Below are 18692 nucleotides of genomic sequence, written 5' to 3' on the forward strand. Positions count from 1 at the left end.
TTTTTCGTTACAGTTTTACTCTCCAATCAGCACTTCTTTTGAAGGTTGCTGTTCTTTTTCCATGTCTGCCTGCGTATTTTCTTCCTGCTCCAGCTCTTCTGCCGGCAAAGTCGGAATCAGAATTCTCACCGTAAAGATACGTTCCTGTTCATCGTAAGAAAAATCGCCGCCAAGGTCGCTGCAGATTTTTTCGCAGGTCTTCAGCCCGATTCGCGTGCTTTCCACTTTCTTCGCTTCCTCAGGCATGCCGTTAATCGCCAAAATCTTGACATTCTCAGCTTCCGTCTCTGCATAAATGCAGACTACTTCATTCTTGTCTGCATACTTCATAATGTTAGAAAAAATATTATCAAATAGTCTGCGTAAACCAGAAATATCCGCTCTAATCTGCACTTCCGGTATATTAAAGTAGAATTCTACCTGATATCCATAGCTGATAATCTCCGCACTGTGCTCAGATAAAAGCTGCTGAAACAAAATACTCGCATCGAATACTTCCAATTCCCTGTCAGTTCCCTTATTTCCGAAGACCAGAAAATACTGAAACAGCTTGTCAGATAAATCCTTTAATTGGAAAGCCTTATCCCTGCAAGAAGCAATATATCGTTCCAAGTCCTCCTGGCTTTCGTATTTTCTTCCTTCAATGATATCCAGATATCCTATCATGGATGTCAGCGGCGTTCTGATATCGTGAGACATGGAAGTAATCAGCTGATTATTAGCCTCCCACGCATCTTTTTCACTCTGATGTTTTTGTAAAATGGAGTCCCTCATGACATTCACACCGTCAGCCAGCATGCCGATTTCATCATTACGCGTACCTTTGATTTCATGATCCAGTTTTCCATCACTGACAATATTTACCTCCGTTGCCAGAGTCATAATACGCTTTGCTATATACCCGTGGTATAAAAGCAGCACCAGAAATAAAGTCAAAAAACTCAAAACCAGACTGACAGTCTCGGTAATTTGTCTCCAGCCTTCTTCTTTGTATATATCGATATAGGTATAATACTTTTTATCTGCGTACTGAATAATTCGATTTCTTACATCTTCCTGAAAAGACTCCGGCTCAATTCGCGCCACCTTCTGCTGCGGCAGATAATTCTCAAGCTGTGTATTGCTGTCCTCTGTAATTCCTTCGTCTACCGTATCCTCGTTAGACGTCACTGCCCAGCCTGCATCTAGCATTACATTTTCGTTGTCCCATATGTAAAGATAGGTGTAATCCTGATCAGATACCCACTCCCGGAGCACATCCGTATCCGTCGCCTTCACGTGGTGCTCCTCAATATACTGCTCTAAATCCTCAAAAGCAGCATTGACATTACGCTCAATTGCCGGTTCGCTGGTAAAGTTGACACTTATCATATAGTTTGAAAACCAAGTGCTGACCAAATACATACATATTGCCAGAAAAATCCCCATCAGAGTGACGATTGCCATTTTCAGGTTAAGGGAAACAAATTTTTTCTGTTTACTCAACCTTGTACCCCTTTCCCCACACTGTCTTGATGATTTTCGGTTTATTTACGTCTTCTTCCAGTTTTTTACGCAGATTCAAAACATGCACCATAATAGTATTGCCCGCAGACGGCAGATACTTTTCTCCCCATACACCTTCGTAAAGGTCTTTGTTCTCTACGATTTCGCCACGGTGCTCTATGAAATAGCGCAAAATATCATATTCTTTATCTGTTAGCGGAATCTTTTTGTCGCCTCGAACCGCCGCTCTCGATTTGCTGTCAATGGAAATTCCACCGACGAGGGTTTCTTCCGTTGTAAGAGGAAACCTGCTGTAATACTCCTTATATCTGCGAAGCAGGGATTTTACTTTCATCAAAAGCTCCGTCTGAGAGAACGGTTTCACCAGATAGTCGTCACCACCCTCAGAATAAGCCTCCACCTTGTCCTGCTCCTGAGACTTTGCCGTCAAGAATAGAACCGGCACCGATGAGGTTTCTCTGATTTTGGCACATACTTCCACACCGGACATACCCGGCATCATGATGTCTAATATTACCAGGTCTACCTGCTTATGTTCTTTTATCTTTTCCAGTGCAATTTCTCCATTTTCGGCCTGGTCGACAACGTATCCTTCACTGCCAAGCAGCACGGTTAAAACCTCTCTGATATTCGGGTCATCGTCCACAACTAAAATCTTATATTGCATCATAAACTGTCCTTTCTCTTCCCCTTCTGCACCTCCTATTTTATACCGATATTACAAAAAAATATAGTAAAACCCATAGAATTTAAGAATTTTTAAGAAAAGGAAAAGAGACTCGCAAGCGCAAGTCCCTGTAAGTAACCACCTATTGATATTTCCTTTTGTACACCTTCATGGAAATCCCCATGGAAACAATCACTGCTAAAGCTGAGATGCACACACCAGCAACAAGATAGATTCTCGGGTTAAAATTCCAGAATTCCAGGTCAATGCTGTGCACAGTTAAAAATGCCAGCCCCACCGTAATTAAAATATATAAAATTCTTCCCCTTTCAGCACCCATCTTAAAAATAATCGGCAGGTTGATTGACATTAGAACCAAACTGCAGCAGAATACCAGCAGCAAAACTAAAAGTTTTTCCGTGAGGAGTTCCAGATTGCCTTCCCTTACCAGCATGAATACAGCCGAGGAAACGATTTCGATGACAGCAACTAATGCTGCGCCGATCATGCCGATTAGATACTTGGAAATTACGATATCCCTAATCTTATAAGGCATCATCTGCGCATAAGTGCCCCATCTCGACTGTTCATCAAAAGCCAGTGCCGTAATCGGTAGCATAGTCATATACATCAGCGCAAACCCATTGGTTGCCTCATTTTGAATTATTGCAAATCCAATCATTAAAATGAAAAACAGCTTTAACTGTCTAAAAAGCACCATACTGTCCTTAATTAAAAGTCCCCTTAACATTTCCCCCGCACTCCTTTCGTCATATACAGCATAATATCCTCGATGGTAGCCTTCTCCAGCATAAAAACATCGCTGACCAGTTCTCTTTTCACCAGACACGTAATCCCATACTGACCGGTGCGCATGCCTGCCACGGCTTCAGCCGGCACATCGGCAAACTGTTCTTTGCTGCACTTCAAAATCCCGTATTCCTCCAAAAGCAAATCCTTTTCCTTACAGAACAAAAGCTTTCCCTGATGGATAAACCCAATATAGTCGCAAAGTTTCTCAAGGTCGCTTAATATATGCGAAGAAATCAGAATAGAGTGATCCGGCTCTCTGGTAAAATCATAGAAAATCTCCAGAATTTCATCTCGCACGATTGGGTCTAATCCGCTGGTTGCCTCATCCAAAACCAAAAGCTTCGGGTCGTGAGAAAGCGCAGCCGCAATAGAAAGCTTCATCTTCATGCCTCTGGAAAAATCCTTGAAGGCTTTCTCTTTTGGCAGACCCAGTCTGGTAAGATATCCAAAATAAGTTTCCTCATCCCACTTTCGATAAGTAGCTTTCATAATCCTATTTACATCACTGGCATTGAGCACACCCGGAAAGGTCGCCTCATCCAGAACTACGCCAATCTCTTCCTTCAGCCTGTCAAAGCCGGCATCCTCGTTACTCATCCCCAGCACCTGCACCATTCCGCTGTCTCTCTTCAAAGTATTCATAATCAGCCTGATGGTAGTAGTTTTTCCTGCGCCATTTTCCCCAATCAGACCCAGAATACAGCCCTTTGGCAAATTAAAAGTGATATCCTCCAGGGCAAATCCGTCCAGCTTTCTGCTCACAGATTTCAGTTCAATGGCATTCTCATAGCTCATCTCTTTACTCCTCCTCCAGCAACATCAACATTTCAGCAAGCTGCCCACAAGTCAGACCGCAAACCTTTCCCAGTTCTAAAATCTCCATCATCCTGGCTTCAATCTGCTTTAGATGATTTTCTCGAATCAGCTGGGTGTTCTGCTCTGCTACAAAACAGCCCTTACCCGCTACGGTATAGATAAACCCCTCCTGCTCCAGCTCATCATAAGCTCTTTTTGTAGTAATCACGCTGATTCTAAGATCCTTCGCCAGAGAGCGAATGGACGGCAGTGCGTCTCCCTCTGCGAGCATACCGGCAATAATCTGATTCTTAATCTGCAGATAGATTTGTTCATAAATCGGCTGCTGACTTGCATTGCTAATAATAATATCCAAGGTGGCCTCCTTTGATTCGGTGTATGATTAACCGTATATATACAGTATATACAGTTATAACAGTTTGTCAAGGCTTTTTTATAATTTTAATGAGAGGACAGCAGATTCGTCCGACTGCGCGCCATCTTTGGCGGATTTTTTTGTATACATGGCGTACACCTGAAGAAATCCGCCATCTTCCTTGCTTTTTAGAGGGCGAAATGGCGCGCACTCTAAAGATTTGAACGATAGCTAAGGGCAGCTACTGCTAAATCCGCCGGTTCTTTTTAAATTTAGGTCAAAGATGGCGTTTTATTGAGGTAGCGCGCCATCACCACTCTAAATAACCATAAAACATGGCGTGCCACAAAGGGGGGGCACGCCATGTATACAGGAAAATATTCCAAAGATGGCGTTTTACTGAGGTAGTGCGCCATATACACAGAAAAAACAAGGATTGTCGGCGCACAGCCCTAGTTATTGGGTAGTGGACATTGGCCGCGGGTCCTCACACCAATCCTTCCACAACAAAAAAGGGCGCTGCATGAACGGTGATTACCCGTCAATACAGCTGCCCTCTTTAAATTTCTTATTTTTCGTCTTCTTTACGCTCCTTCGGCCCCTGATTCGAATCTACGTGCATGTAGCGCTCGTAGATGTCGCCTGTCGGAGGCGTTGGCGGCACGCGCGGCGGTATCGAAGATGCCGGAGGCACAGACGGCGTTGGCACATCCACTGAGTCAACCTGCCGATACCGCTTATTGATATCTCCGTTAATATAGGTCGGTATCTTCTTCTCATAGACCACTCTGGTGTCGCAGAGAATATCGTGGAGTCCCTTTTTCTCGTTAGTAATTCCCACCAGAATATATCCGATACCGAGAATAAAGGAGGACAGAAATCTGCCGATAGTTTCTCTGTAAAGTACATCTACAAAACTCAGCTTTTCCGCATCTGCACTTACCACCTTTAAGTTCAGCGCTTTTTTTCCAAGGGTTGCTCCTGCATAGTAGGTGCACAGTACAAAATAGACAGCGCCTGCTGCGTACAAAATACCATCTCTAAAGGAGTACTGGAACAGGAAGCTGCTGTCCAGCGGATTGTTTTCCAAAAGCATGCCGAAGCTGAGAAACAGTACCAGACGCACCACCAGCTGACCCAGCCATACCAGCACCATATCAATGAGGTAGGCTGCAAGGCGCGCCCAGAATCCTGCGTACACCTGCACCTGACAGTTGGTATTACTGCACATAATACATAAACACCCCGCTTTCAAATTCTTCAGCGGTTTCTTTCAGTACCTGACTGTCCGATTTCGGCAGCAGGTTTTCAACCTTTGCAAAGAGTGCAGTCCAGAAATCTGTTGCTGAATCCAGACGGTAGTACTGATCTACACCCAGCGTATTGGAAACCATTTCCTTTGCCTCTTCATAGCTGGCGATTTTATCAATCAAACCATTTTGGGCCGCCTGTTTTGCAGTATAGGTTCTGCCGTCAGCCAGCTTGCGCACTTCTTTTTCTGTCATATTTCTTCCATCAGCTACGATTTTTACAAATTCGCTGAAATATTCGTCCACCTGGGACTGATAAATCTTCATCTGCTCATCGTTAAAGGTTGCCGCCTTATTAGCACCGCTTGTGATGGCGATGTTTTTGATACCCAGCTTTTTGTAAAGGCCGCTCAAATCATAGCCGCTCATAATAACACCGATAGAGCCGGTCACTGTATTCTGGTTGGCATAAATAGTGTCCGCTGCCATGGAAATCATATAGGCACCGGATGCCCCGGTATGCGCCATGTAGGCATAGACTGGTCTTCCCGTCTCTTTCTTATACCCCATCAGCTTGTCATACATTTCCTGAGATTCATAGACAGTACCTCCTGGGGAATCCACATAGAGCAGGATTCCTTCGTTATTGGAATCGTCGATTAAACTGTCAATGTAATTAAGGTTGGTAGAATGGCGATAGCCCTCCGTGCCGTACAAATCATCGCTTTGCGCCTGAATAGTTCCCACAATATCTACAATAGCGATATACTCTCCTGCCGGCGGCACAAATTCCACATCACCGTTTAAAATTTTTTCTGTTGCACGGTCAAAAATCCTATCTGAAACCGTATTCGTCATAACACTGGCAACACCGGTTACAATGAACAAAATCACTGCAACTACCAGTCCAATCGTCTGTTTGGTTTTCATACTTTCTCCCTTCTATTAATATCCCAATTCTTCATTTATTAGAATGATCTCCATCTCGCAGGAGAACATTTTTCCAAAATAAATCACCATGCCGTTGCAGATTCGCTCCGGACTGCTGCAATCATAGCACTTGTCACTCTTTAATGCACATGGCGTATTACAAGAAAGACGTTTGGCATTTTTCGGCGCAGCGATATTTCTGGCTCTGTCTATGGCCTGCTGCAGGTCCGGCATAATCTTGTTGGCGCCGACAATAAAATATACTTTTTTATGTCCATAAAGACTTTCTGAAAGACGATTGCCCTTTCCGTCAATATTTACCATTTCTCCCGTTTCACTGACTCCATTGGCGGAAGTCAGATAGATTTTTGCACCAGCCGCATGGGTAGTCAATTCCTCTATGGACATCCCTCCTGCCGGCCGCCAATGCCAATAAACATCGTTATGGGAGGATAAAATTTCGTAAAGCCCCATCTCTTCGATCGTCATAGAACCGCCAATTCCTACGGAAGTCCCGTCAATTTCCCTGTTCAGATAATCTGCTGCGTCTTCCTTTGTAGAAAATATGACCGCCTTATAGCCTTTCTCTTTAAATGAAGCCGCTGTTTTTTCGAGGTTCATCTCTATAACTCCTTTATTTTTTAATTCGATCAACTGTCGCTAAAATAATGACCGCACCTGCTGCTGTAATAATCAAAGACACCAGCGTCAGCATTTTCGCACCACTGATATCCAAAATCGCACCGCCGGCAAGGCTGGAAAGCATGGTAGTAATGGTCACCATCATGGTAAAAACCGACTGTCCTTTGACTGCCTCTCCCTTGCTCATAATTTCATCGATAAAGTGCACCATGGCAGGCAGGAATAATCCAAAGGCAATAAGCTGGAAAACTTGCGCCGCTAATATCATGGATACCGATGCAGCGATGTGGCACATCAGTATCTTTATTGTAAATCCAATTGCCGCAACTTTCAACATGAATTGACAAGTAAATTTTGCCCGAAGCTTATCAAAGAATACCAGAGTCGGGATTTCCAAAAACGCCATCAACGACAAAATTCTTCCCATATCCGCACTGTTTCCCCCAACTTCCGTCACAATCTGCATGAGATAATTGTTCATAACCGAGTTACTGAAATACAGCCCGATGACACCGATATTGGCAATGAAAAAAATCTTATTTCTTCTAATAAATTCCAGTAGATTGATGTCTTCTGCAACTTCTACCATTTCTGTTAGGTTTTCTGCAGCTGTCTCTTCAGCCGTCTCCCGTTTGCCGCAGGCCTTTGCTTTGTCATACTGCCTCTTGGTCATAAGAAGGCTGATCGCCATCATTGCCATGACAATTTCCGCACTGATAGGCAGCACCTCAATACCAAAGCGCGCAACCAGCACCCCCAGCACTGCACACAATAGCGAGTAAGACAGCGAACCTACGCTTCTTGCAATTCCGAAATTGATGTGGATACCGCTTTCTGAAAGCTTAAAGCTAAGCGAATTAATCAAAGGCTGCACCGCCGTATGCCAGGCGATGAGCAAGACGAAGACCACAGAAAGCGCCACGGATTTTCCCTGCAGCGCAAAGAGACCTACCGTCATCACCATCATCATAATAGTCATGATCTGGCTGATTCCGATGGTTGAAATTTTCTTTGATCGATCCGCTAAATCTGCAACCAGTGGCTGAATCACCACCGCTACCACATTGGCGACCGCTAAAATAATACCGATTTCTGTGTTTAGATAGCCTCTTCCCAGCAAAAACACAGACGCAAAGCTGCTGACGATTCCGTAAATCATCCAGTAAGTGCCGTGTATGCACCCGTAACTAAAATTCAATCTAAATTTCATTTTCTAATGCTCCTTGTCAAACCCAATAGGCGTGATCCATCGGTCCGCTTCCTGCCCCTAAATCCAGCATAGCGGAAAGCGCTTCGGAAATGTATTTTTTTGCCTGTTCAACTGCGACTTCAAGTTCCAGCCCTTTTGCCAGCCCCGCCGCAATGGCGCTGGACAGAGTGCAGCCTGTACCATGGGTGTTGGGGTTGTCTATCCGCTCCCCGTAAAACCACCTGCTGCCATCTTTATCTAAAAGAAAATCATTGGGTTCGCCCGTCTGATGTCCACCCTTTAATAAAACGCTGCATCCAAACTTTTCCTTTATTGTCTGAGCTGCTGCTTCCATATCTTTCTGCGTCTTGATCTTTCTTCCGCACAAAAACTCTGCTTCCGGAATATTGGGTGTAACCAGTTCCGCCAAGGGCATCAGCTGTTCGCAAAGAGCTTTAATCCCCTCGTCTGACAATAGTTTTGCACCACTGGACGCAACCATCACCGGATCCAAAACAATATGCTTTGCCTTGTATAAGGTTAGCTTCTCAGCGATAACATCCACCAGCGCGGCTGATGAAACCATGCCGATTTTTATCCCATCGGGATAAATATCGGTGAAAATGGCGTCAAGCTGCGCTGCCAAAAACGCCGGCGTTATGTCCATGACATCCCTCACACCGGTGGTATTTTGTGCTGTCAGCGCGGTAACAGCGCTCATGGCATAAACCCCGTTCATGGTCATGGTTTTAATGTCTGCCTGAATGCCTGCACCGCCGCTGCAGTCGCTTCCTGCAATCGTTAATGCTGTAAATTTCTTCATCTGCTACCTCTCTAGGGAAGGCACTCCCAAAAGTCTATCAAAGTCAAGTTCTTCCAAAGTTCTTACATAAATATCCACCTTCTGCGACAGCTCCGCCTGCTCTTTTTCGCTTACCGGGTCATAAACACCGACGGTTTTCAGCCCTGCCGTTTTAGCGGTTTTTACGGAGTACAGCCCATCTTCGAAAAGCCATGTTTCAGATGGCTTTGTGCCCATAATTTTCATGGCTTCAAAGAAAATCTTCGGCTCCGCTTTGCTGGTTTTCCACTGGACGCAGCTGAGAATTTCTGCAAAGTAACCCGTATAGCCCAGTCTGTCAAATGCCGTGCGGATATACTCTTCTGTAGTAGAGCTGGCAATCGTCATGGGTATTCCCTCTGTCTTCAGCCTCTCCAAAAGCTGCCTCGCGCCCGGCTTAAATGCCGCTTCATCTGCATAATATCCCGCTACTACGCCGTTAATGCCTCTCGTAATTTCCTCCGTAGACTGCGCCAGTGCATACCGCTCCTTTACGTAGACTGCACCCATATCCACGGTCATCGTAAACAGTTTGTCACCAAGACCTGCTTCCGCTTTCACGCCCAAAGACTGCAAATACCTTGCCCCTGCGTCGGTCCACACGTGCATAGTATCAAGAAGTACGCCGTCCACATCAAAAATGACACCTTTTAGACTCATCTTCCTTCCACCATCACTTTCACTTCTTCTTTCAAGTCCCTAGCTGCTTCCTCGATATTTTTCTGCCCAAAAATGGCGCTGATGACTGCCACCCCGCAAAGACCCCTGCCGGAAAGCTTTCCTACATTTTCCCGGGTAATGCCGCCGATTCCAATGACCGGAATATTCACCGCCTTGCAGATTTCTGCCACCGTTTCGTGGCTGATTTCCGCAGCGTCTTCTTTTGATCCAGTCTGAAAGACCGCCCCGACACCCAAATAATCTGCGCCCATCGCCTCTGCCGCTTTCGCCTGTTCCACTGTCTTTGCAGAAACGCCGAGGATTTTGTCAGGTCCGATGATTTCTCTCACATTCTGTCCTTCCAAATCCTTCTGACCTACGTGAACACCGTCAGCGTCAATCTCAGCTGCAATGTCCGCATAATCGTTGATGACAAAGGGCACGCCGTAAATTCTGCAAAGGGTCTGTATTTCTTTCGCCTCACTGACGAGAACATCTCTCTCCAAATTCTTCTCTCGCAGCTGAATAAAAGTGGAGCCGCCCTTCAACGCTTTCTCTACCTGCTCATACAGGCTTTCTTCCCCTAGCCAGGATCTGTCTGTCACTGCATACAGCAGCAGGTTCTCACGGGTCAGTTTCATAATCTGTTCCTTTCTTTGCTAGTATAGTGTTTCGCAAATAACTAAGTCAATCCACGGCGGACATTGACAAATTCTCAGGATTTTGTCAATTTTAGCAAACCGGTCAATGTGATTATCCATACTACCAAATAATCTTTGCGCCAATGTGCTCCATATCTTCCATATTTGCTCTCTGAATTTCTTCCGTCTGGGAAGAACAGCATTGTTCTATAATGATAGTTTCGTAGTCTAGCGCGATAGCGTCGTAGCAGGTGGTTCTGACGCAGTTTGGCGTGGTGGTTCCAATGAGCACCACTGTTTCTATCTGCAGACGACGCAGAATTAAATCCAGCTCTGTCTGAAAAAATCCGCTCCATCGTGGTTTAATAATCTGATAATCCGAAGGCTCTGCCATAAGCCCTTCCGCCAATTCTTCACTATTTATGCCCGTTGAGCCTGGTGCCATGGTACCGCCGCCGGCTTTCCACGCTGCTTTTCTGGTAAATTCCACATCGCTTCCGTCAGGGCGATACTGCCGTCTCACCCAAAATACCGGCGAGCCCGCCGCTCTTGCTTCTGCGATAACTTTTGCGCACGCTGGCACTGTTGCTTTTGCGCCGGCAATACAATGCGCCGCACCCGGCTCTACAAATGCCTTCTGCATGTCGATGACAATCAGCGCCGCTTTTTTATGAAATATACTCATGACCTTCGTCCTCCAATTTTTCACGTTCCTGTCTCTGCTGCATTTTGTGATCCCCGTACATGGAAACCAGTGAGCTTGCCAGAATTAGTCCAATACCAGCCATCATAGTAGGAGGGATTTCATCTCCCAGCACTACAGCCGCAGCCGCAGCCGCCAGCACCGGTTTAAAGAAAAATACCATAGATGCTTCCTGGGCAGACACGTATTCCATTGCCATGAAATAGGAGGCGTAACCCATGCCGGTAACAAAGAGCGCCACGTACAGAAAATACGGCAGGTTTCCCATGTTATATCCTTCCAGAAATGGAATATTGACAAAGCTGCCAAGTCCGTGACCTTCCAAAAATGCGCCGACACCTCCAATATGACTGAGCGCCGCAAATGTCATCATCTCAATGCTTCCAAAGAAAAAACTGCCGCAGGTCAGAGCGATACCGCCCAGCTTTCTGCTTTCACTCTTTCCCAGCACACCGTAAAGTGCAAAGGTCATCCCAGAAAGCAGAACAAATATTACTCCTGCCACATTGAGTCCCGGGTGCCACGGCTGCACGATACAGATGACGCCCAGCAAGTCCCCGATGACTGAAATCAGCTTATGCCCTGGCAATGCTTCTTTTAAAATAATCACTGCAAAAATAGTAACAAAAAGTGGATTGCTGCTAAACAGCACCGCTACCTTTGAGGCTTCAATATGTAAAATCGACAACTGATAGCATGTCATACTGATTAGCACACCGATGAGTCCCAGCACTGCAAACCATTTGATATCAGCTCCCGTAATGCGCTGATTTCTCTTGCGAAGTCCTGATATGGCAAAAGGCAGCAGCACAATGCCGCCGACAAAAAATCTTCCCATCGTAATCTGAATGGGATGAAACTCTCCCGCTGACATTTTCAGCACAATTTCCATAGAGCTGAATAGAATCGTCGCTATAAAAATGCAAATATATCCTTTTTTCTTATCCATGGGTTCCTCCCTCACCTGCAAAAATGTTCTTCCCGAACCATTATAGTCCTGCGAAGCGTGAAAATCAATAGAATGCAGATGCAAAAATAAGGAGCTGTCTCAGCAGCTCCTTAGATTCTTTCTGTTTATTTCCAAAGGTCTGTATTGTCCAGTCCGATATCTTTCGCCTTAAATACAGGGTTTATCCCTTCTTCTCTCTGTTTAACATAATTATTCAGCGCACGGATTGCGATACCGCCTAAGCAGAACATGGCAATAATGTTCACAATAGCCATACCGCCCATGATGATATCCGCCAGATTCCACGCCAGCTGCAGATTGGAGTTGGCACCGATAAATACCATGACTACTGCCAGCAGCCGGAAGATGGTCATAAAAGCCTTGCTTTCGCTGATAAACTTAATATTAGCTTCTGCATAGAAGTAATTGCCGATGAGAGATGTAAAAGCAAAGAGTGCAACAGACACAGTGATAATCCCTACACCAATCTCGCCGAACATGGATTTCACAGACTCCTGCACCAGTGGAATACCGTTGAGCTCACCGCCTACAGTGTACTTTCCCGTGCAAAGTACGATAAATACTGTGGTCGTACAGATAATCAGTGTATCAATAAATACGGAAATAACCTGTACCAGACCCTGTTTTACCGGGTGACTGACATCAGCTGCAGCAGCCGCATTCGGCGCAGACCCCATACCTGCCTCATTACTGAACAGACCTCTCTTTACGCCCCATACCATGCAAGAACCCGCAAAACCGCCAAAGATTGCCTCAAAGTCAAAAGCCTCCTCAAATATCATGCTGAAAATTGCTGGCAAGTCTTTTACGTGAGAGAGGGTAATGATAATGCCGATTAAAATATAGACTGAAGCCATAATCGGTACCAGTACAGAAGATACCGTACTAATTTTTTGTGCGCCGCCAAAAAACAGAATTGCAGAAACTCCCGCCAGAATTACGCCAACAATCAGCGCTGCTGCAGCATAGTTGTCCCCGGCATAATGCTCCAAAGAAGAAGCGATATTATATGCTTGCAGTCCGTTAAATCCAAAAGCAAAAGTCAAAATCAAAAGAATCGCAAAGATTACACCCAGCCATCTTGCTTTCATTGCTCTTTCTATATAGTAAGCCGGACCGCCTTTAAAAATCTCTCCGTCCTTCTGCTTATAAATCTGCGCCAGGGTAGATTCGATAAAAGCTGATGCTGCTCCGACTATCGCCATAATCCACATCCAGAATACTGCTCCAGGACCGCCCGCTACGATTGCCGTTGCAATCCCCGCAATATTACCAGTTCCTACACGAGAGGCGGTTGCAATCATCAACGCCTGAAAGGAGGAGATTCCTCCATCATGACTTTTTTCCATTAAAACCCTGATGCCCTCCGGAAACAGTCTGATTTGAACAAACTTGGTTCTGATTGTAAAGAAAAGGCCTGCTACAATCAGTGCCCAAAATAACAAGTTACTGTACATCCAGCCGTCAATAGCGTCTGAAATCGTAACCAGTGATCCCATGATTTTTTGCATTGTTCGTTCTCTCCTTTAGTAAATAATAGTAATTATATTTATTATCCTATATGCTATAATACATGATAGTATTTTATCACAAAAAAAGAACACTTTCAATAAAATGTTCTTTTTTTGTATTTTGTTTTCCTAATTAATTCGCTAAATTACTCCCCTCTGCCGGTAATCCTTTATTGCATCCGTTTTTTCCTGCTGTATACTGCCATACCCAGTGTCAGAACTGAAACACCGAGGATGCCTAAAAGCAGCATAAGCGACGTATCGTCTCCTGTTTCCGGCGAGAATTTACTGGATGTATCGTCATCAGGTCCAGGTCCCGGCCCCAACGGTACATCCGGATCATCGATATCTATTGGTGGCTCAGGATCATCAGATCCAGGTCCCGGTCCCAACGGCACATCCGGATCCTCAATATCGATTGGTGGGTTCGGATCGTCAGGATCCGGAGTCGAATCATCAGGCGTAGTCGGTATCACCGGTATATTTGGCTTAAAGGTGTTGGTAATTACCAGCACTTCCTCGACTTCCTCCACGCTGCTGACATAGCGGTAATCCAGTCCGACTCTGTCCTCGACAACTGTATATGCATATGGAGTTCCATTTTCGTCAGCAATCGGCTGATTTTTAAAAGTTACTTCTTGCCATACGTCATTCTCGTCAGGTCTGCAGATTTCATATGCGACCTTCTCTCCGTTTCTTACCAGCCAGATTTTGATATATTCGGGCCTTAACTTGTGCTGGTCGTCATTATCGTCCCAAACCTTAGTAGCCTTGATGTCCCTCAAATCTTTCTCGTCATCAGGATGACCAATAATCACATCACCATTGCTTCCAATACCGCCGCCGCGAGTACCGGAAGTATTGCCAGCAATAAACACACCAGCAAGACCCATAGCTTTCTCAATTTCCGGTGCCTCTGCCGTTAAATCCGTATGCATTGCGTGAATACCGCTTTTGTGCACGCCGCTGAGCGTAATTTCTTCACCACTCACACTTTTCCAGTGGTAAGCGCCGCCGCCCAGCATATATTCGGAAATATGGCTGCCCGGAGTCACATGCACAGAAGATACGCCGGTTCCATGATCTACATTGGAGCAAAGAATATCCTCTGCAATTCCTTCTGTGCTGTGATTCTGATAGAACACGCCTCCATCGGTCACGTAAATCGTTGTATTGGAAGTACCACAGCCCGCAAGACCTGCACCGTACTCACCCAGCATGCCTTTTGCGGCGTTGTTGTATACTGCCACATTGTAAACATATAATACGCCATTTTTATAACCGAGATCCTGCAAACCACCGTTGACATAGATACCGCCGCCGCCAAACCAGCCGCGTTCACCGTCACAGCGATTGTTGAGAATACCAACGACTTCTCCGGTCTTCATCTCTTCATTGACAATCGCCTTACCGTTACATTCTACATAGATACCGCCGCCACAGCTCTTCGCATAGTTTTCTGCAATATAGCCGCCATTGATTTTTAAAAGTGGATAAGCATTTGTTTCTGCCAAGCCACCGACAGAGATTGCGCCGCCGTTGCTGCTTTCTGAACGATTTCCACGCAGCACACCGCCATTCATAATCATTTGTGAATCATGTGTAATCATCACAGCGCCGCCCTGACCTGCTTTGCTCTTTCCAGTGGCAATATTAGATTCCATTACGCCGTCATTCATGGTAAATACGCCGTCTCCATAAAGGAACACTCCACCGCCGAATTCTGCACTGCAGTTGCAAATTACGCCGCCGTTCATAGTAAGTTTTCCGCTGCACATAATTGCGCCGCCCCGTGACTCCACGCCAGAAGCTGCTGAAACGTTGTTGCTTCGCAAAATCGCATCTTCGCCAATTTCCATAGTACCGCCGAGACTGATTAACGCTTTCGTATTAGTCAGACCGTAGGACGCCGCACCGTCGATGGTGATATGGGAAAGTGCAAAATTGCTTCCGCTCGGTACGGAAATTAAATTTCCGTTATATTCCGGATAGCGCATAATCTGTCCTTTTTCCAAAGTCCAAGACGCGCTGCCGCTTATCCTAACCGTTCCCATGATATAGATAGTATCTAATTCTTCGTGAGCAGTCAGGATTTCTTTTGCCTTTTCAAAAGTCTTTACAGGCGCCGTCTTGGAAAGACCATCGGCGCTGTCGCTGCCTTTGTTTCCATCCAGATACACACCCTGAAGCATTTTCTTCTCAAGTTCAATTTTATCATCCTTCTGCACAAGTCTTACTAAAGGATTTTTCAAACCTTTTACATTAATTTTATCCGAAAGATTTTTATCGAGGGCACCGGTCATCAGCGTAATATTCTGTTCTAAAAATCCGTCTCCGTTAAGCTGCGCCAGTACTGTACTATCAAGTTCTATGGAAATATTTTCCACCTCGAAGTTTTGACCTAGTGCCACAGATTTGCCTGCGCCGAGAGTCAGGTTTAAAGTATCCTGCCTCATATCGAGATACGCTTTCTGACCATTCATCACCAGATTTTCTGCAACAACACCTTCTGCTACGGAAAGCTGTCCCTCTTCAACGGCTCTCAATGTGCCGTGAATAGTTCCCGTTCCTTCCAGCTTCAGTTTTCCCGCTGCTGTTGAAATCCCGCTGCTGCCTCTAATCCACACAGTATGACCGTTTAGGTCAATAGTTAAATCCTTCTCAACGCGAATGGATTTTGTCGTTAAAGCAGCGCTTCCGTCAGATTCCCCTGCGATTAAAACGATCTTATCTCCTGTCTTTGCAGCGTCTACAGCCGCCTGCAGACTTCTAAAAGTTTCATCACCAATGCGGGCAACAATTCTATCATCGTATTTACCCGCGGTAAAATATCTGTCACTGGTGCTGTCTGTGCTCAGCCCTTCTTTTTCATTGATATAGTTCGTCTCATCATGCCAAGTGTAGCCCTCAAAAGACGTTTCGCCGTCTTCCATAGCTTCAGCCTTAATAACGTCTACCGAACTGTTTGCACTGAGGAACAAATCATTGGCGCCGCTGTCCGCACCGCTGGTGTTTTCATAAATCGCACCGGAAATCATGCGCAGATAGCCTTTACCGTCCGCAGCAACACCTCCAGTCGCATTTGTTTCGGTTCCGGTTGCCTCGTTATACCTGATTACGGTGTTCTTCAATTCTATACCATCCCTTGGCTTACTACAGTTGCTATACACCGTCGCGTACTTTGAAGTGTTCTTTTCTAAAAGACAATCTTCTAAGAACAGTTCCGAACTGTTCCCATAAACATTTACAATACATCCTTGCGGACTGTTGTTTTCAGAGAAAATACAGTTCTTTAAGATATTCTTTAAACCTCCGACGAAAATACTTTCGGTATTTTCACCGGCATTCTTAGTAAAAGTGCAGGCTTTCAATACGATCGGCTTATCCCCACTACCACTGATGCCTCTGGAAGAAACCGCCGCCGCTTCTCTGGCGCTGTTTCCGGTAAACACAACATTTTCAATGATAGTATTTTCATCTGTGCTGATATGCATACCGCCACCAGAGGCCGCCTGATTTCCTGATACTTCCAGATCTCTTATCTCCGCGCCATCGCCAGTCAGATAAAGACCTCCTCCCCGGAGAACCGTCTCGTTGCCTGCAAGTTTGCCCCCAGTCATGGTCACATTGCCGCCACCGTAACTACTACTGGAAAAAATACCACCACCATTGCTGTCAGCAGTATTTTCTGTCAGGCTGCAGTTTTCCAGCACAATTGTTCCATAGCTACCAATCCCGCCGCCACTGCTGCCTGCACTGTTTTGTGAAAAGGTACTATCAGCAATTTCCGCGCTGCTACTTCCGCCGCTGAGCATTATGCCGCCACCATTGCCGTTCGCATAGTTGCCGCTGAACGTAGTGCTTTTCAGGCTGAGCTTAATACCGTTTGCAAAGATACCGCCGCCGTGACTATCTGATTTGTTTTCTGTTACTGTGCACTCTTTCAAAGTGACTGACGCGTTGGCGTAAATGCCGCCACCCTGATAGCTTGTTTCATTACCTATTATAGAACAATTTTCCAATGTGACAGCGCCTTTTGCATAAATCGCGCCGCCCTGACAGGCTTTATTTTCGTTCAGATTGCAGTTCTTCAGGTTCAGGGTACTGTCTTCATCATGAAGATAGATTCCGCCTCCAACCTGGGTGCTATAGACTTTTTCCCGAATCTCATTATTCTCAATCGTTGTCTTATCCGCATTCAGACTGCTTCCAACCAGCGCAATGCCACCGCCGTAATAAGTATTGACATTATCACAAACTTCACAGTTGTTCATAGTAACACTGCTGTAAGCGGCATAAATACCGCCGCCCCATCCTCCGGTCGCTGTATTTCCTATCACATTTATATTTTCCAGCAAGACATCTGCTTTACTGATATAAATGCCTGCGCCATTGGTTGCAGTCGTATCCTTAATCGTTCCGTTTATAATCTTTGCGTCCACACCATTGATATAGACCGCGCAGGAACCATTTCCTGAAATACTACGTCCCTGCAAATCCAATGTAATCGCCTTGCGTATTACGACAGATTTGTTTATATCTTTGTGCAGACAGACTGTATCCCCTTCTTTGGCCGCATTCAAAGCTTCCTGCAGCGTATCATACGCATTTTCGCCGATAGAAGCCTCTGCCGTTTCTGCTGCTTCTGATGTTTCCGTAGCCTCGCTCCTGTCCTGTACTGCAGTGTCCATACCCGTTTCACTGTCTTCTTCTGCAAGCACTACGTTTTTTTCCTCTTCTGCGGAATTTTCTCCTTCAGAATTTTCTTCTGTCAAAGTTCCACTGCCGTCAGACGTTTCTTCTGCTAGTAGAGCTGCATGTTCTGAATCCTCCGATTCAAAAGCAGCCGCCTGCATCGTAGGTACCGAAAGAAGCATTGCCACTGAGAGTCCAATTGCAATGATTCGTTTTCTATTCTGTGATTGTGGTTTTTGCCTTTTTCTCACAGGTTCCCCTCCTTCATTACTCTTTCTTCTCATTATTTCCAATATTATTATATTCGCTTTTTCTATCGCTGTCAATCGTTGATTTTTCAACACTTTCGTTAGATTTTGGTTAGATTTTCCCCTTACAAAAACAGGAAAGCTGCCATACGGCTGAATCCTATTAGATTTAACCGTATGGCAGCTTTTCAGACTACCCAAGCTTCGTTGTGAATATTTTCAGCGATTATGTCGATTATATGCACATCGGTATGC

16 protein-coding genes are annotated in these 18692 nt (G+C 45.4%); all 16 read right to left on the reverse strand.

Annotated elements, in window-relative coordinates; genetic code table 11:
- Positions 1 to 15 precede the first annotated feature (15 nt).
- Positions 16 to 1485, reverse strand: a complete 1470-nt coding sequence (locus tag D1151_RS08140; RefSeq protein WP_161908558.1) for a HAMP domain-containing sensor histidine kinase — start codon at positions 1483 to 1485, stop codon at positions 16 to 18.
- Positions 1478 to 2176 carry a response regulator transcription factor gene (locus D1151_RS08145; RefSeq protein ID WP_160202516.1) on the reverse strand — a complete coding sequence of 233 codons (699 nt, stop codon included), beginning with the start codon at positions 2174 to 2176 and terminating at the stop codon, positions 1478 to 1480. The genes D1151_RS08140 and D1151_RS08145 overlap by 8 nt, the downstream gene beginning before the upstream one ends.
- 139 nt (positions 2177 to 2315) lie before the next feature.
- Positions 2316 to 2924, reverse strand: a complete 609-nt coding sequence (locus D1151_RS08150) for an ABC-2 transporter permease (RefSeq protein WP_161908559.1) — start codon at positions 2922 to 2924, stop codon at positions 2316 to 2318.
- Positions 2918 to 3781, reverse strand: coding sequence for an ABC transporter ATP-binding protein (locus tag D1151_RS08155; RefSeq protein ID WP_161908560.1), 864 nt, complete (start codon positions 3779 to 3781; stop codon positions 2918 to 2920). Before D1151_RS08155 ends, D1151_RS08150 begins: the two co-directional genes overlap by 7 nt.
- A 4-nt stretch (positions 3782 to 3785) precedes the next feature.
- A complete protein-coding gene (locus D1151_RS08160) occupies positions 3786 to 4157 on the reverse strand; it encodes a GntR family transcriptional regulator (RefSeq protein ID WP_161908561.1) in 372 nt (123 codons plus the stop codon).
- Positions 4158 to 4725: 568 nt separating this feature from the next.
- Positions 4726 to 5388 carry an RDD family protein gene (locus D1151_RS08165; RefSeq protein WP_161908562.1) on the reverse strand — a complete coding sequence of 221 codons (663 nt, stop codon included), beginning with the start codon at positions 5386 to 5388 and terminating at the stop codon, positions 4726 to 4728.
- Positions 5378 to 6337 (reverse strand): signal peptide peptidase SppA, encoded by a 960-nt coding sequence (gene sppA, locus D1151_RS08170; RefSeq protein ID WP_161908563.1) that lies wholly within the window; start codon positions 6335 to 6337, stop codon positions 5378 to 5380. The genes D1151_RS08165 and sppA overlap by 11 nt, the downstream gene beginning before the upstream one ends.
- A gap of 15 nt (positions 6338 to 6352) precedes the next feature.
- Positions 6353 to 6958: a lactate utilization protein gene (locus D1151_RS08175; RefSeq protein ID WP_161908564.1), complete on the reverse strand. Its 606-nt coding sequence runs from the start codon at positions 6956 to 6958 to the stop codon at positions 6353 to 6355.
- Between the two features lie 13 nt (positions 6959 to 6971).
- Positions 6972 to 8189, reverse strand: a complete 1218-nt coding sequence (locus tag D1151_RS08180; protein ID WP_161908565.1) for an MFS transporter — start codon at positions 8187 to 8189, stop codon at positions 6972 to 6974.
- A 16-nt stretch (positions 8190 to 8205) separates the two neighbouring features.
- A complete protein-coding gene (gene thiD / locus D1151_RS08185) occupies positions 8206 to 8991 on the reverse strand; it encodes a bifunctional hydroxymethylpyrimidine kinase/phosphomethylpyrimidine kinase (RefSeq protein WP_161908566.1) in 786 nt (261 codons plus the stop codon).
- Positions 8992 to 8994: 3 nt separating this feature from the next.
- A complete protein-coding gene (locus D1151_RS08190; protein WP_161908567.1) occupies positions 8995 to 9669 on the reverse strand; it encodes an HAD family phosphatase in 675 nt (224 codons plus the stop codon).
- A complete protein-coding gene (gene thiE, locus D1151_RS08195) occupies positions 9666 to 10310 on the reverse strand; it encodes a thiamine phosphate synthase (protein ID WP_161908568.1) in 645 nt (214 codons plus the stop codon). Before thiE ends, D1151_RS08190 begins: the two co-directional genes overlap by 4 nt.
- 121 nt (positions 10311 to 10431) lie before the next feature.
- Positions 10432 to 10995 (reverse strand): cysteine hydrolase family protein, encoded by a 564-nt coding sequence (locus tag D1151_RS08200; protein WP_160202505.1) that lies wholly within the window; start codon positions 10993 to 10995, stop codon positions 10432 to 10434.
- Complete coding sequence (locus D1151_RS08205) at positions 10979 to 11962, reverse strand: DMT family transporter (protein ID WP_161908569.1); 984 nt, start codon at positions 11960 to 11962, stop codon at positions 10979 to 10981. The genes D1151_RS08200 and D1151_RS08205 overlap by 17 nt, the downstream gene beginning before the upstream one ends.
- Positions 11963 to 12087: 125 nt before the next feature.
- Entirely contained in the window at positions 12088 to 13494 is a 1407-nt protein-coding gene (locus D1151_RS08210; protein WP_243151011.1) for a sodium:alanine symporter family protein, read from the reverse strand.
- 170 nt (positions 13495 to 13664) lie between these two features.
- Entirely contained in the window at positions 13665 to 18440 is a 4776-nt protein-coding gene (locus D1151_RS08215) for a right-handed parallel beta-helix repeat-containing protein (RefSeq protein ID WP_161908570.1), read from the reverse strand.
- Positions 18441 to 18692: the final 252 nt, after the last annotated feature.

The sequence above is a fragment of the Emergencia sp. 1XD21-10 genome (assembly GCF_009936045.1).
GTDB lineage: Bacteria > Bacillota > Clostridia > Peptostreptococcales > Anaerovoracaceae > Senimuribacter > Senimuribacter intestinalis.